The following is a 13,511-nucleotide window of genomic DNA, read 5'->3' as shown; positions in this document are numbered from 1 at the left end:
CAGGGAGCATATAAAAGTTCATAGTAATAACCAAAGTTAAAACTTCGCAATAATATTATATCTTCCCTGAAAGGGAAGGTGGCTGCGAGCTTCAGCGAGCAGACGGAAGGGTTGCGTCGCTTCCCCCTACTTACCGATACAGAACCGCTCAAAAATCTCATTGATAATCTCATCCTGCACCGTATCACCCGTAATCTCCCCTAACAGGTCAATCGCCGAGCGCACATCAATCACAATGCAGTCATAGGGCAGGAAATCCTGCGCCGCAACCTCCGCATCCTGCAGACCAGCCAGCGCCTCACGCAGCAAACGCTCCTGACGCGCATTCTGAATATAAGCGCCATCCTCCAGCGTACCCTTGCTGCCGTAAACATAGCTCTTCAGCCAGACAGTAAACGCCTCAATACCAACCAGAGTCTTAGCAGAAAGCGTCATCACCTTATCAGCACCGAAGCGCTCACGCAACTGTGCCAAATCAACCTGCTGCGGCAAATCGCTCTTATTCACAATCACCACACAGGGCTTGTCCGCCGCAGCCTCTAAAATCGCCTCATCCTCATCCGTCAGGCCCTCGCTGCCGTCAATCACGCAGATAACCAGCTCCGAATCCGCCAACAGCTGGCGGCTCTTCTCCACGCCGATTTTCTCCACAAAATCATCGGTAGCACGAATACCGGCCGTATCCGCCAGCACCAGCGGCACACCGTCAAGCAGCAGCTGCTCCTCAATAACGTCACGCGTCGTACCGGCATACTGCGAAACAATCGCACGCTCCTCACGCAGCAAAGCGTTCAGCAAGCTCGACTTGCCCACGTTCGGACGGCCAACAATAGCTGTACGCAGGCCCTCGCGCAAAATCTTACCCGTATGCGCATGCGCCAGCAGATGCTCAATCCCGCTGCAGACAGTGCTCAGGCTCTCCTGCACCCTGCCATAGGTAACATCCTCGATATCCTCCTCCGGATAATCAATCACAGCCTCCAGATTAACAACAATATCCACAAGCTGCTTACGCAAAGTGCGCAGCTCGCCTGCAAGCTGTCCCTGCTGCTGACGCGCAGCCAGCTTCAGGCTCGCCTCACTGCGCGAACGGATAATATCCATAACCGCCTCAGCCTGCGTCAGATCAATCCTGCCGTTTAAAAACGCACGCTTCGTAAACTCGCCGGCCTCCGCCGGACGCGCACCGGCAGCAAAAGTCAGCTGCAGAATCTTCTGCAGCGGCTGTACACCGCCGTGACACTGGATTTCAACCACATCCTCCGCCGTATAGGAACGGGGAGCACGCATATACACCGCCAGCACCTCATCTACAAGGCTGCCGTCCGTATCATAAACATGGCCATAAGCAAGCGTATTCACAGGATATGCACCTAGCGCTTTGCCGGAAGCCGCCTTAAACAAGGTCTCGCCCACCGCCAACGCCTGCGGTCCGCTAATACGCACAATACCTACAGCACCTTCGCCAAGAGCCGTAGTAACAGCACTAATCGTATCCTCAGCCATATGACCCTCCTTCTTTTATCTGTACTGCATAAAAAAGCTCAGTACGGAAAAAAGGCTGCCGCAAATAAGCCTCTAATTAACTTAACGCGACAGCCTTGCTTTTTATTTTATTTTTTCAGCTCAATAACCACATGACGATAAGGCTCATCGCCCTCGCTCAGGGTAGTAACACGACGGTCACCCTGTAATGCCATATGGATAATCTTGCGTTCGTGCGGATTCATAGGCTCCAGGGCTACGCGCTCACCGGTACGTTTAACCTTATCTGCCAGACGTGCTGCCAGACGGTTAAGAGTTTCGATACGGCGGTCGCGGTAATCCTCAACGTCAATGATTACACGCACGCGCTCGTTGCTATTCTTGTTAGCAACAAGATTGGTCAGGTATTGCAAGCTGTCTAAGGTCTGTCCATGCTTGCCGATTAAAATACCCATATCATCACCATGCAGGCGGAAGGTAACGCTGCCGTCATTTTTGTTGATGAATTTTTCCATAGCAACCTCAATATGCATAGCATTGAAGATTTTCTGCAAAAATTCCTTAGCAGCAGCAACTGCCTCATCACTTACATTGTATTTACGCGGTTCGCGGTTCTGACGTTCGCGACGCTCGCTCTTTAAAGCATTCAGCGCTGCGATAGCATCATCAACTGCATCATCCTTAGCATCTGCAGCCTTCTTCTTGAAATCCTCGGCAGCTACAGCTGCATCGGCCTTCACAGCATCAGCCTTTTTAGCCAGAGCACCGGCAGCTACGGTTGCAGCCACCTTTACTGCAGCTACAGCGTCGGCAGCAGCCTCGCTGACGGTTTTTTCAGCAGCGGGTGCAGCTTCGGCAGTTTTTTCTGCCTCTGCTTCTGCAGGTTTAACGCTTACGCGTACACGGGCATCCTTACGGCCAAAGCCTAAAAAGCCCTTTTTTGCTTCCTCTAATACTTCAACAACAGCCTGGTCGGCAGTAACATTCAGTTCTGCCAAAGCTGCTGCAACAGCTTCGTCCACGCTCTTACCGGTCTTCTCAACAAAAGCCATCTTTACCAACTCCTATACGCTTACACGCTTATTTAGCAGCAGCTCTGTTCATAATAGACTGCTGTGCAATCTGCATAATATTCATAACAACCCAATACAGTACCAGACCTGCCGGGAAGGTCAAGCTGATATAACCGATGAACAGAGGCATGAAGTACATCATCATCTTGTTCTGTGCACCACCGCCGTTTGCCGGCATAGTCTGCTTGGTCTGAATAAAAGTAGTTAATGCGGAAAGCACCGGCAGAACATAGGTCGGGTCTGCCTTGGAAATGTCAGCCAGCCACAAAAAGCTGGTAACGATTTCCGGATGTGCTGCATAGTTGTAATCACGGATACCGTAGAAAATACCAATCATAATCGGCATCTGGATGAGCAGCGGCAGACAGCCTGCCAGCGGATTAACGCCTTCGCTCTTATATAAATTAGCCAGCTCCATATTCAGGCGCTGTTTATCATCCTTATATTTTTCCTGTAAAGCCTTCATTTTCGGCTGAATTTCCATCATAGCCTTAGTTGACTGAATCTGCTTTTGAGTCAGCGGATACATAATCAGCTTAATAATAATGGTCATTAACACAATAGCCAGGCCAAGGTTCGGTATACCGACGCTCTCAGTAAAATTGTAGAGCACATTCAACACCTGTTGTACGATATTAGCGAGAAAATCCAAGATATCACTCCTTAAAAAACAAAGTGTTATAGCTTAATAGTATGCTTATGGCACAGGGTCATAACCGCCCGGATGAAAAGGATGACATTTGGCGATACGCTTAATCGCCAGCCACGTTCCCTTTACAGGACCCTTCTTCTGAATCGCTTCAATAGCATACGCTGAACATGTAGGATAAAACCTGCAGGTCGGCGGTTTCAGCGGTGATATAAAAATCTGGTAGAATCTTATACACAAAATCAGTAACCTGCTCATAGCCTTCTATCCTTATTACTGCAGCAGAGCTGCTCTTTTTGCCAGTCTTAAAAATACACGCTCAAAAGTCTTGTAATCAGCCTTTGTCAGCTTCTTGCGAGCTACCCAGACTATATGGTAACCCTTTTTGAGTTCTGCCTTATGCATGCGGAATACTTCACGCATCAGACGCTTGACACGGTTGCGCACCACAGCACAGCCCAGCTTCTTGCCTACCGCCAGACCGATTTTTATATCTTCGCCCTGATCCGGGAGAATATAAAAAACCGACATAGCATCGACAACAGTGCGTCCCTTTACATAGACAATCTGAAAGCTTTTCTTCGATTTAAGTCGATTTAATTTTTTTAAAGTAAACTTTTTCTTTTGCATCAAATGCACACCTGCCCGCATGGAAAAAATAGGCCACTTGCGCGGCCTATTTTATAATGTTATGCAGACAATTTCTTTCTGCCTCTAGCACGTCTTCTTTTGAGAACTTGACGACCGCCCAAAGTTTTCATTCTTTCTCTGAAACCATGAGTTCTTTTTCTTCTGAGATTGTTAGGTTGAAAAGTACGCTTCATTCAGTATTCCCTCCTTATCCACCGCAAAATTTTATCAATTTCTAATTTATGTGAATATTGATAGCTGTTATTTGCTCTACCAACGCAGTAACAATGCGCCTTCATCAGCACGTACTGCACCACGCAAGGTATTACTAACTTATTATATGGGAAAATAAAAACTTCGTCAAGTAAAAACAGCCATTTTTCTGCCATCTCAGAAATTTTTCTTGAAAATTTGCGAAGTTATCCACAGTCTGATAAAATATATGTGTATATCTAGCTTCACTCAAACCGGCGCTTACACCGCCCTTCCGCGGGCAATGCAGGCTGTCGTTTTTATTTTTCTAAAATCAGCGAGAAAGGATGTATCTATATGAATTCCTATGATTTAGCGGAAATCTGGGTCAGATGTAAGGACAAATTAAAGGAATCCTTTAATGAAAAAGTTTTCAATGTCTGGATTAAGCCGATTATGCCGTTAGAGGTGACAGATACCTACTATAAAGTAGCTGTCAAAAACGACTTCTTTAAAACAATGCTGGAGGAAAACTACGCTCAGGTTATCGAGGGTGTCCTGGCCGGCATTATGAGCAAAAATATCAAGCTCATCATCGAAACCATGGACAACGGCAGCAGCGGATCGGAAGCAGCTGAAGAAATGCCGGCTGTACCTGCCAAGCGCGAACAGCAGCAGCTGTTTAATGAAAACACCTCCGTGCAGCAGCCCGATGAAAGCAACCTGAACCCCAAATACGTTTTTGAAACCTTCGTTATCGGCAACTCCAACCGCTTCGCCCACGCAGCAGCGCAGGCAGTAGCCAATGACCCGGCGCACGCCTACAATCCTCTCTTCCTTTATGGCGGCGTTGGTCTGGGCAAAACACATCTGATGCACGCTATCGGCAACCGCATCAAGCAGAATAATCCCAGCATGAAGGTACTGTACACCTCCAGTGAAAAATTCACCAACGAAATCATCAACTCTATTCAGAACAAAACCACGGAAGCCTTCCGTCAGAAATACCGCAATATCGACTGCCTGATTATCGACGATATCCAGTTTCTGAAGGGCAAGGAGCAGACACAGGTAGAATTCTTCCATACATTTAATGCACTGAAGGATGCAGATAAACAGATCATCATCTCCAGTGACCGTCCCCCCCGCGAAATTGAAACGCTGGAAGACCGCCTGCGTTCCCGTTTTGACCAGGGACTGACAGCTGATATCCAGACACCTGACCTGGAAACACGTATGGCCATCCTGCGTACCAAGGCAGCATCCGACAATATCACCCTGCCTACCGATGTTATTACCCTGCTGGCAACCAACATCGCCACCAACATCCGTGAAATTGAAGGCGCCTACAACAAAATAGTAGCATATACCTCCCTGATGCATATGCCCATCACTGTAGAGACTGCGCAAAAGGTTCTCGCAGACATGGGCAACGATATCAAACTCAAAAGCAAAACCATCACCTTCGAAGGCATCATCAAGGTTATTGCTGACCACTACAATGTAAAGCAGGATGAGCTGTTCAATAAGAAGCGTACCCAAAACATTGCCTTCCCGCGTCAGGTAGCTATGTATCTTTGCCGTGAACTGGCTGATTTATCTTATCCGCGTATCGGTGAGCTCTTTGGCGGACGCGACCATACCACCGTTATCCATGCTTATGAAAAAATCAGCAAATGCAAAAACAGCAGCCTCGCCTTCCAAAACGAGCTGCAGGAAATCATAGAAATCTTACGGCAATAACAGTAAAAAAGTTATCCACAAAAACTGTTGATAACTAGCCCCTAAACTGTGCATAACTTTGGGGCACCAGTTGATAAAATTTTTCCCTGTAGATTGTGTGTATATTATTTCCCGGTTATCAACAGCTTTATATACATGGGAAATAACCCATCACGACTGAGCTTGCGATACTTTTCCCCATAACTAACAGGCTCTACTACTACGTCGACTACTTTTTATATATTATAACAGTATTAAAAAACCAAGGAGGACTGTGAACAAATGATAATTTCCTGTAATACCAACAGCTTAAATAAAGCCATCCAGACAGTTCAAAGAGCAATTATTTCCAAGCCAAGCACACCTATCTTTTCCGGTATTCATGTAATCGCATCAGCTGACAAGCTGGAAATACAAGCTATGGATTTAAACATGGCTATTTCCTGCACCATTGATGCTGAAATCAGCGAACCAGGGGAAATAGTTGTTTCTGCCAAGCATTTTGCTGACCTTATCCGTAAATTGCCCGGTGAAAGCCTGACTATCAGCAAAAATGCTGACAAGCATGCTATTAAAGTAAGCTCCGGAAAATCTGAATATCAGCTCTTCTTAATGAATGAAGATGATTATCCTAAATTTCCCACCTTTGATGCAGACAGAACCATTGCTCTTGATGACAGCATGATTAAGGAGCTGATTAAAAAGACTATCTTCTCCTGCTCTACCGATGAAGCAAGACCTCTGTTCACCGGTATTCTTGTAGAAGCTAAAGACGGCAAAATTACCTTCGTTGGCACTAATACCCATCGTCTGGCAATTAAATCTCTACCTTACGAGGAAAATGAAGAGCTCAGCATGATTATTCCTTCCAAGGTTCTGGGCGAAATTTCCCGTAATCTTACCGGCGAAGTACCGCAGCAGGTACTTATTTCCCTGCTCAATAACCAGATTATGGTTGTTATCGATAATGTAGTTATTGTTTCCCGTCTGATTGAAGGCCAGTTCCCTGATTATCGCCGCGTTATTCCGCCGAAATTCGCTCTGACCAGCAAGGTTAATATCAAAGAGCTGGCAGGCGCTGTTGAGCGTGTTGCTCTCTTCTCTACTGACGGAGACTACAGCATTATCAAAATGAGCGTAGCTGCTGAGGAAATTACTATTACCAGCAGCAGCCCGGATGTTGGCACCGGCCTGGAGGTTATTGCCTGCCAGACTGTCGGTGACCCGCTGAATGTTGCCTTTAATGCTAAGTATATCCTGGATATTCTGAAAAACCTGGAAGCAGAGGAAGCAGTTTTATCCATGAATACCTCTCTCAGCCCTGTTTGCGTTACCTGCGCCGAAGAGCCTGATTATACCTATATCGTTACCCCGGTACGCGTTGTTTTCTAAGGAGCTGCTATTATGCAAAAAGAAACTGTAGAAATCAGAACAGAATTCATTACTATGGATAAGCTGCTGAAGTTTTCCGGTGTTGCTGACACCGGAGGCCAGGCATTTATGATGGTTGAAGATGGCGTTGTCCGCCTGAACGGCCAGCTGGTAACGGAAAAACGCAAAAAGGTACATCCTGGCGATGTAGTTAATATTGATGACCAGATAGAGCTGACCGTTGCCAAAGAAGCTTAATGAAAATCAATAGTCTTTATGCGTTTAATTTCCGCAATTATGGAAGCTGCCAGCTGCAGCTTCCCGCTATGATTAATGTTTTTTACGGGCAGAATGCTCAGGGAAAGACTAATCTGCTGGAGGCTATCTTTTATGGGGCCTTCGGCATGTCGCACCGTACCTCGGCTGAAGAGGAAATGCTGAAAATGGGTACAGAGGCGATGGCTGTAGGCGTAGAATATGCCAGCTTCAGCGGCAGCCATGAGGTAAAAATCAAAAAATACCGGCAGCATGAGCGTTGGCACAAGGAAATATTGCTTGATGGTGCGCGCGTGCGTCCTAAGGAGCATTATGGCGCTTTGAATGCCGTAATGTTTTCGCCGGAGGATTTGCAGCTGGTCAAGGGTGAGCCTGCCTTAAGACGTCGTTTTTTTGATATGCAGATTGCGCAGACTGATGCTGTTTACTATGATTTGCTGCTGAAGTATAACCGCGTGCTATTGCAGCGCAACCGTCTTTTAAAGGAGCTGCGTGATAACGGTGGCAGTGCTGAGGTGCTGCAGCCATGGAATGAGGAATTTATTCGTCTTGCAGCAGCTATTGTACGCAGGCGTTTGGCAGCGCTGGCAAAGCTGCAGGCTATTGCCGGCGAGATTTACTCTTCGATTACCCAGGGCAGCGAAATGCTGCAGGTGCGCTATGAGCAGAAGGCCAACAACAGCGAGCTGCTTTATCCGCAGTCTGCTGCGCAAGCCACGGAGGATTTTTACCGCGACAGACTGCTGGAGCGTCAGCGCATCGATATTCTGCGCGGCAATACAGGCATCGGCCCCCACCGCGATGATTTGCAGCTTTTGCTCAATGGTCTGTCCCTGCGCTCTTTCGGCTCCCAGGGGCAGCAGCGCAGCGGTGCCCTGGCACTGAAGCTCTCGCAGCTGCAGTATGTCAAAAACGAGTTGGGAGAATTCCCCGTCCTGCTATTAGATGACGTTATGAGTGAGCTTGATAACAGTCGCCGCTCCCAGCTGCTGCTGTTTATCGACGGCAGAGTGCAGACCTTTATCACAGTAAATGACCGCGAGCTGATACCGGAGCTTGCAGGCAATGCTTACTTTAAAATATCCGGTGGCTGTATAAGCGAGGCCTGATTATGTATGCTGAAAATTTAGAGGCTGCGGAGGAGGTTATCCGCCGTCTGTTTGACCCGCGCCGCACCTATAAAAAGGCTTATATTTCGCCGGAAATCAAGCTGGCCTATCTGCAGCATTATCTGGAAAGCAGATGGAGCGAGATTGTTGGCGAAAACCTAGCGCGCAGCTGTGCTATTGAGAAAATCAGCGGCAACGAGCTTTATGTGCGTACGGCTAACAGTATGCTGGCTAATGAGCTGTATATGATGCAGCAGTTGTTCCTGCAAAAAATCAATTCCTTTTTGCTGGGACGTGTGCTGATAAAAAAGGTTTACTTTCATACCGGCAGCTTTTTCAAAAGGCAGGAGCAAAAGGCCAAGGAGGCCGAGCCGCCTGCCCCGCCTGTGGAATATACCAAATGTCCTGTCTGTGGTGCCCAAATGCGCAAGGGACTGGCAATGTGCAGCATTTGCGAGCGTGAGCAGCGCGAGGAGCTGCGCAGCAAGCTGGCGGAGCTGCTGCGGATTCAGCCCTGGCTGAAGTATGAAGATTGTCTGGCCTACTACAAATGTGATAAAATATTATTCACGGCTGTAAAGGAAAGCCTGCAAAGCTACTATTTTGAGCGTGTACGCTGTGGCTTTGCGGACAAGAAGGAAAGCCTGCTGGCAGTAATGTTTCTGCTGGAGAAGCAGCCAGAGGAAATTACCTTAGCTTTATATGAAAATGCTTTAACTTATTTAAGGAGGGATCAGGGTGTATCTGCATTTGGGAGTAGATTACATGGTAAAAAATAGTGAGATCATCGCTATTTTTAATTTGAATCACCCTCAGTCACTGGTTTATGACGATTTCGTCAAGAAGTATGGCTCCCGCTACAGGGTGGTTGATGCTTCCGGCGGCGAAGGCTATTATAGCTGTGTTCTGACCGGTGATACGATGTATTTGTCCTCGATTTCTTCGGTGACTTTGAAAAAACGCGCTGAATCAGGTTTTCTGGACGGCGCTGTCTATACTAATCTGGAAATTTTAAAACGGAGGTAAATATGACCCAGGAAATTGATATTGAAGAAGCTACAGCGGTCAAGGGCAATTATAACGCTGAACAGATTCACGTTTTAGAGGGCCTGGAGGCTGTACGCAAAAGACCTGCTATGTATATCGGCAGTACGTCCTCCCGCGGTCTGCACCATCTGGTGTATGAGGTTGTGGACAACAGTATTGACGAGGCTTTGGCCGGCTACTGCAGTGATATCAAGGTAATTATCCATAAGGATAACAGCATTACGGTTATCGATAACGGCCGTGGTATCCCCGTGGATATGATGAAAAAGGAAAAGAAGCCTGCTGTTGAGGTTATCATGACAGTATTGCATGCAGGCGGTAAGTTCGGTGACGGCGGCTACAAGGTTTCCGGCGGCCTGCATGGTGTAGGTGTTACCTGCGTTAATGCTTTGAGTGAGCATATGGAGGTTGAAGTTCGCCGCGGCGGTAAATGCTACGGCATTGAATTCAAGCAGGGCAAAACCTCCAAAAAGCTCTATGAAAAGGGCGATTGCGATGTTACCGGTACTACGGTACATTTTAAGCCGGATGCTACCATCTTTACGGAAACTGAATACAGCTATGATACCCTGCGTTTGCGTATTCGCGAGCTGGCCTTTTTGAATAAGGGTATCACCATTTCACTGACCGATGAACGTGCCGAGGATAAGAGTGAAACCTTCCATTTCGCCGGTGGTATTATCGAATACGTCGAATTTATGGATAAGGACAAGGATAAGATTAATCCGAAACCGATTTATCTGGAGGGCGAAAAGAACGCTATTATCGTTGAGGTTGCAATGCAATACTGCGATACCTACAGCGAGAATATTTTTACCTATGTCAACAATATCAACACCGAGGAAGGCGGTACTCACCTCAGCGGCTTCCGTAAGGCGCTGACACGCACAATTAACGCTTATGCGCGTAAAACCAATATGCTCAAGGAAAATGAGGATGCACTGAGCGGTGATGATGTGCGTGAGGGCTTAACTGCAGTTCTGAGCCTGAAGGTGCAGAACCCGCAGTTTGAAAGCCAGACTAAAATTAAGCTGGGCAACAGCGAGGTTATGCCTATCGTGGATAACTTGGTCGGCGATACTCTGGCCGAGTTTATGGAGGAAAATCCGCAGGTTGCCAAAAAGCTGGTGGAAAAGGCTATTATTGCTGCACGCGCACGTTTAGCAGCGCGTAAGGCACGTGAACTGACACGCCGTAAGAACGCTATGGATTTGGGCGGACTTCCCGGCAAGCTGGCTGACTGCAAGAGCCGTAACGTTGAGGATACTGAGATTTATCTGGTCGAAGGTGACTCTGCAGGCGGCAGCGCCAAGCAGGGACGTAACAGTGACTTCCAGGCTATTTTGCCGCTGCGCGGTAAAATCCTCAATGTAGAAAAGGCACGTCTTGATAAGGTGCTGAGCAGTGAAGATATCCGCAATATGATTACCGCCTTCGGCTGTGGTATCGGCGATGACTTCAATCTGGAGAAGGCACGTTATGGCAAGATTATTATTATGACAGATGCCGATGTCGACGGTGCGCATATCCGTACGCTGCTGTTGACCTTCTTCTACCGTTATATGCAGCCCCTGATTAAGGAAGGCCATGTGTTTATTGCACAGCCGCCGCTGTATCTAATCCGTAAAAACCAGAAGCAGCATTACTACGCTTACAGCGATGAAGAATTGCAGCAAATCCTCGACGAGGTTGGCCGCGATACTAACCCGTATGTACAGCGCTACAAAGGCTTAGGCGAGATGAACCCCGGCCAGCTGTGGGAAACAACTATGGATCCTGCGGCACGTACTATTCTGCAGGTTCATCTGGAGGATGCTGCAGAGGCAGACCGCATTTTCTCCATTCTGATGGGCGATAAGGTTGAGCCGCGCCGTCAGTTTATCGAGGACAATGCTAAGAAGGTTCGTAACCTGGACCTGTAAGCAGGCTTGTTGCATAAAAAGAGGTGCTTAAAATGGTTAAGATAAAAAAAGGACTTTCCGATGCAGATATGCTGAAGGGCTTCAGCGAGGAGCTGACCTTTGAAAACGGCATGTATGCTGACGAAAAGGTTAAGCAAAGCAAATTAAAGGGTGCTAAGGCACCTGCTAAAAAAGTGCTGCTGCTGCCGGAGGATGCACAGGAGCGCCTGAACCGTTTTCTTTTGGAAATCAGCATGGAATGGCTGAAGAACAAGAATGGTGATTGCACCTGGAAGGTTCTCAAGGAAAACGGCCAGATTGTGATTAAGCCTGTTGCTGTAGCGAAAAAATAATGGCTGACAAGCTTTTTGTACTGCCTGAGCTGGAGCTGCGTGTAATGTTTCACGTGAAACATCATACCGTTGCACTCTCCCCTGCTGACACTTTGCTGGTGGTTGCAGGCGGACGCGGACCAAAAACTGAGTGGCTGTACAGCATTGGCAGCGGCAAGAAAATTTACTGCGCCGACCGCGGCGCTGAGTATTGCCTTGCGGCCGGCTGTTTGCCGGCGGAGCTGTTCGGTGATTGCGACAGCTCGTCACAGGCTGTTTATCAGCAGGCGCGTGCTGCAGGCACAGAGGTGTACAGCTTTAATCCTGCTAAGGATGATACCGACCTGCAGCTGCTGCTGCACAATCTGCCTGAGGGAGATATTCTTGCCAGCGGTATTTGGGGCGGACGCTTCGACCATTTATACAGCAACGTTTACACTCTGCTGGGAGTAAAAAAGCAGCGTGGCTGCCGTGTTATACTGGCGGATGACAAGGAATTTATGCTGCTGCTGACAGCAGGAGAAAGCGTAGAGCTGAAGCTGCAGGCTGCGGCGGAAGCTGTTTCATTGCTGCCGTTAAGCGAAAGCACGACAGTAGATTTTACCGGCGTGCGCTGGCCCTTGCAGCAGGCAACACTGCGTCAGCTCTATCCTTATGCTATCAGCAATGAGGTTCTGGAAGGTGCCGAAAAAATCTGCTGCACCTGTCACAGCGGTGCTTTAGGACTCTATATCCGTTGGGCGGAAGGCAGTAAATAGGTAAAAGTGAATAGTGTATAGTGTGCAGTGTGCAGTGTGCAGTGATTAGTAAATAGTGTATAGTGAAGGTCGTTAGCATGATATACAGGCAACCTAAAGCTAACCACTAATCACTAACAACTAACAACTACGCACCGGAATGAGGGGAATTTTTTGGAAACTTTTGTGGCGAATTTAGATGCAACGACAGTTATCTTCCTGATAGTTTCAGGCTTTATAGCTTCGTTTATTGATTCTACTGTTGGCGGCGGCGGTTTAATTTCCACCCCTGCCCTGTTGAGCCTGGGCTTGCCTGTTCCCTATGCTTTGGGAACAAACAAGCTGGCAGCCTCTATCGGCTGCTTTACCAGCGTGCTCTCCTTTTGGCGCGCCGGTAAAATAAAAAAGGCAGCCTTTACGCTGATGCCGCTTTCTTTTATCGGTTCAGCCTTAGGTGCCTACGTAGTTTATCTGCTGCCGGAGCAGCTGATGAAAAATATCATCGTCGTGCTTTTGGTTGCTGTTGCTGTTTATACCTATCGCCGTAAGGATTGGGGCGATGCCGGTACGATAGAAAAGCTTGGTATGCAGGCTTTAATCGGTGCCATCGTCATGGCGTTTGCCATGGGCTTTTATGATGGCTTCTTCGGTCCCGGTACAGGCTCTTTCCTGATTTTTGGCTTTTTGTATTTAGGCTATGACTTTGTAACGGCTGCCGGTAATGCCAAGGCGTTGAATTTTGCCAGCGGCGTTGGTGCTCTTGTATCCTTTGCTGTCAGCGGCACAATTATCTGGAGCTACGGCCTGATTATGGCTGCGGCAATGATTGCCGGTGCTGTTGTCGGTACCCGTCTGGCGATTAAAAAGGGTGCTTCCTATGTGCGTCCCTTGTATTTACTGGTTACTACCCTGCTGATTGGCAAGCAGGTTTATGAGATATTGTTAAAATAACCTGAGATGAGGCCTTCTGCCTCAGATATCTGGTTG

The 13,511-nt window shown here is 47.8% G+C and carries 16 protein-coding genes; 10 read left to right on the top strand and 6 right to left on the bottom strand.

Annotation, left to right across the window (positions count from 1 at the left end; translation table 11 throughout):
- Positions 1-126: 126 nt before the first annotated feature.
- From mnmE to rpmH, 6 genes are all read right to left on the bottom strand, one after another.
- Positions 127-1,506 (bottom strand): tRNA uridine-5-carboxymethylaminomethyl(34) synthesis GTPase MnmE, encoded by a 1,380-nt coding sequence (gene mnmE / locus RDW05_RS00980; RefSeq protein ID WP_307977511.1) that lies wholly within the window; start codon positions 1,504-1,506, stop codon positions 127-129.
- A 107-nt stretch (positions 1,507-1,613) separates the two neighbouring features.
- Positions 1,614-2,537, bottom strand: a complete 924-nt coding sequence (gene jag / locus RDW05_RS00975; protein ID WP_246869426.1) for an RNA-binding cell elongation regulator Jag/EloR — start codon at positions 2,535-2,537, stop codon at positions 1,614-1,616.
- A 28-nt stretch (positions 2,538-2,565) separates the two neighbouring features.
- Positions 2,566-3,210: a YidC/Oxa1 family membrane protein insertase gene (locus RDW05_RS00970; protein WP_307977510.1), complete on the bottom strand. Its 645-nt coding sequence runs from the start codon at positions 3,208-3,210 to the stop codon at positions 2,566-2,568.
- 45 nt (positions 3,211-3,255) lie between these two features.
- Complete coding sequence (gene yidD, locus RDW05_RS00965; RefSeq protein ID WP_044484312.1) at positions 3,256-3,465, bottom strand: membrane protein insertion efficiency factor YidD; 210 nt, start codon at positions 3,463-3,465, stop codon at positions 3,256-3,258.
- A gap of 15 nt (positions 3,466-3,480) precedes the next feature.
- Positions 3,481-3,837, bottom strand: a complete 357-nt coding sequence (rnpA, locus tag RDW05_RS00960) for a ribonuclease P protein component (RefSeq protein WP_040565072.1) — start codon at positions 3,835-3,837, stop codon at positions 3,481-3,483.
- 59 nt (positions 3,838-3,896) lie between these two features.
- Positions 3,897-4,031, bottom strand: a complete 135-nt coding sequence (gene rpmH, locus RDW05_RS00955) for a 50S ribosomal protein L34 (protein WP_021718820.1) — start codon at positions 4,029-4,031, stop codon at positions 3,897-3,899.
- A gap of 355 nt (positions 4,032-4,386) precedes the next feature.
- Between rpmH and dnaA the strand changes: the two genes are divergently transcribed.
- From dnaA to RDW05_RS00905, 10 genes are all read left to right on the top strand, one after another.
- A complete protein-coding gene (dnaA, locus tag RDW05_RS00950; RefSeq protein ID WP_307977509.1) occupies positions 4,387-5,772 on the top strand; it encodes a chromosomal replication initiator protein DnaA in 1,386 nt (461 codons plus the stop codon).
- Between the two features lie 261 nt (positions 5,773-6,033).
- On the top strand, positions 6,034-7,143 hold the full coding sequence (dnaN, locus tag RDW05_RS00945; RefSeq protein WP_307977508.1) for a DNA polymerase III subunit beta: 1,110 nt from the start codon (positions 6,034-6,036) through the stop codon (positions 7,141-7,143).
- Between the two features lie 12 nt (positions 7,144-7,155).
- A complete protein-coding gene (locus tag RDW05_RS00940) occupies positions 7,156-7,380 on the top strand; it encodes an RNA-binding S4 domain-containing protein (RefSeq protein WP_021720090.1) in 225 nt (74 codons plus the stop codon).
- Positions 7,380-8,507, top strand: a complete 1,128-nt coding sequence (recF, locus tag RDW05_RS00935; RefSeq protein ID WP_307977507.1) for a DNA replication/repair protein RecF — start codon at positions 7,380-7,382, stop codon at positions 8,505-8,507. The genes RDW05_RS00940 and recF overlap by 1 nt, the downstream gene beginning before the upstream one ends.
- 2 nt (positions 8,508-8,509) lie before the next feature.
- Complete coding sequence (locus tag RDW05_RS00930) at positions 8,510-9,286, top strand: DUF721 domain-containing protein (RefSeq protein WP_293724711.1); 777 nt, start codon at positions 8,510-8,512, stop codon at positions 9,284-9,286.
- Positions 9,273-9,533: an extracellular matrix regulator RemB gene (remB, locus tag RDW05_RS00925; protein WP_049897182.1), complete on the top strand. Its 261-nt coding sequence runs from the start codon at positions 9,273-9,275 to the stop codon at positions 9,531-9,533. Before RDW05_RS00930 ends, remB begins: the two co-directional genes overlap by 14 nt.
- 2 nt (positions 9,534-9,535) lie before the next feature.
- Complete coding sequence (gyrB, locus tag RDW05_RS00920) at positions 9,536-11,476, top strand: DNA topoisomerase (ATP-hydrolyzing) subunit B (protein ID WP_307977506.1); 1,941 nt, start codon at positions 9,536-9,538, stop codon at positions 11,474-11,476.
- A gap of 32 nt (positions 11,477-11,508) precedes the next feature.
- Positions 11,509-11,808 (top strand): hypothetical protein, encoded by a 300-nt coding sequence (locus tag RDW05_RS00915; RefSeq protein WP_307977505.1) that lies wholly within the window; start codon positions 11,509-11,511, stop codon positions 11,806-11,808.
- The gene (locus RDW05_RS00910) at positions 11,808-12,545 is read left to right on the top strand and encodes a thiamine diphosphokinase (protein WP_307977504.1); all 738 of its coding nucleotides are present in this window, start codon (positions 11,808-11,810) and stop codon (positions 12,543-12,545) included. Before RDW05_RS00915 ends, RDW05_RS00910 begins: the two co-directional genes overlap by 1 nt.
- A 165-nt stretch (positions 12,546-12,710) precedes the next feature.
- A complete protein-coding gene (locus RDW05_RS00905; protein ID WP_374110993.1) occupies positions 12,711-13,475 on the top strand; it encodes a TSUP family transporter in 765 nt (254 codons plus the stop codon).
- Positions 13,476-13,511: the final 36 nt, after the last annotated feature.

This window comes from uncultured Phascolarctobacterium sp. (assembly GCF_902463975.1).
Classification (GTDB): Bacteria; Bacillota; Negativicutes; order Acidaminococcales; family Acidaminococcaceae; genus Phascolarctobacterium_A.
The sequence above is the reverse complement of the archived record's forward strand: the minus strand, read 5'-3'. Positions and strand labels throughout refer to the sequence as shown.

Coding starts and splice junctions, on each gene's coding strand:
- rpmH (WP_021718820.1), bottom strand. CDS start 4,031: ATGAAGCGTACTTTTCAACCTAACAATCTCAGAAGAAAAAGAACTCAT.
- remB (WP_049897182.1), top strand. CDS start 9,273: ATGGTAAAAAATAGTGAGATCATCGCTATTTTTAATTTGAATCACCCT.
- RDW05_RS00910 (WP_307977504.1), top strand. CDS start 11,808: ATGGCTGACAAGCTTTTTGTACTGCCTGAGCTGGAGCTGCGTGTAATG.
- dnaA (WP_307977509.1), top strand. CDS start 4,387: ATGAATTCCTATGATTTAGCGGAAATCTGGGTCAGATGTAAGGACAAA.
- jag (WP_246869426.1), bottom strand. CDS start 2,537: ATGGCTTTTGTTGAGAAGACCGGTAAGAGCGTGGACGAAGCTGTTGCA.
- gyrB (WP_307977506.1), top strand. CDS start 9,536: ATGACCCAGGAAATTGATATTGAAGAAGCTACAGCGGTCAAGGGCAAT.
- mnmE (WP_307977511.1), bottom strand. CDS start 1,506: ATGGCTGAGGATACGATTAGTGCTGTTACTACGGCTCTTGGCGAAGGT.
- recF (WP_307977507.1), top strand. CDS start 7,380: ATGAAAATCAATAGTCTTTATGCGTTTAATTTCCGCAATTATGGAAGC.
- RDW05_RS00915 (WP_307977505.1), top strand. CDS start 11,509: ATGGTTAAGATAAAAAAAGGACTTTCCGATGCAGATATGCTGAAGGGC.
- RDW05_RS00940 (WP_021720090.1), top strand. CDS start 7,156: ATGCAAAAAGAAACTGTAGAAATCAGAACAGAATTCATTACTATGGAT.
- RDW05_RS00930 (WP_293724711.1), top strand. CDS start 8,510: ATGTATGCTGAAAATTTAGAGGCTGCGGAGGAGGTTATCCGCCGTCTG.
- rnpA (WP_040565072.1), bottom strand. CDS start 3,837: ATGCAAAAGAAAAAGTTTACTTTAAAAAAATTAAATCGACTTAAATCG.
- yidD (WP_044484312.1), bottom strand. CDS start 3,465: ATGAGCAGGTTACTGATTTTGTGTATAAGATTCTACCAGATTTTTATA.
- dnaN (WP_307977508.1), top strand. CDS start 6,034: ATGATAATTTCCTGTAATACCAACAGCTTAAATAAAGCCATCCAGACA.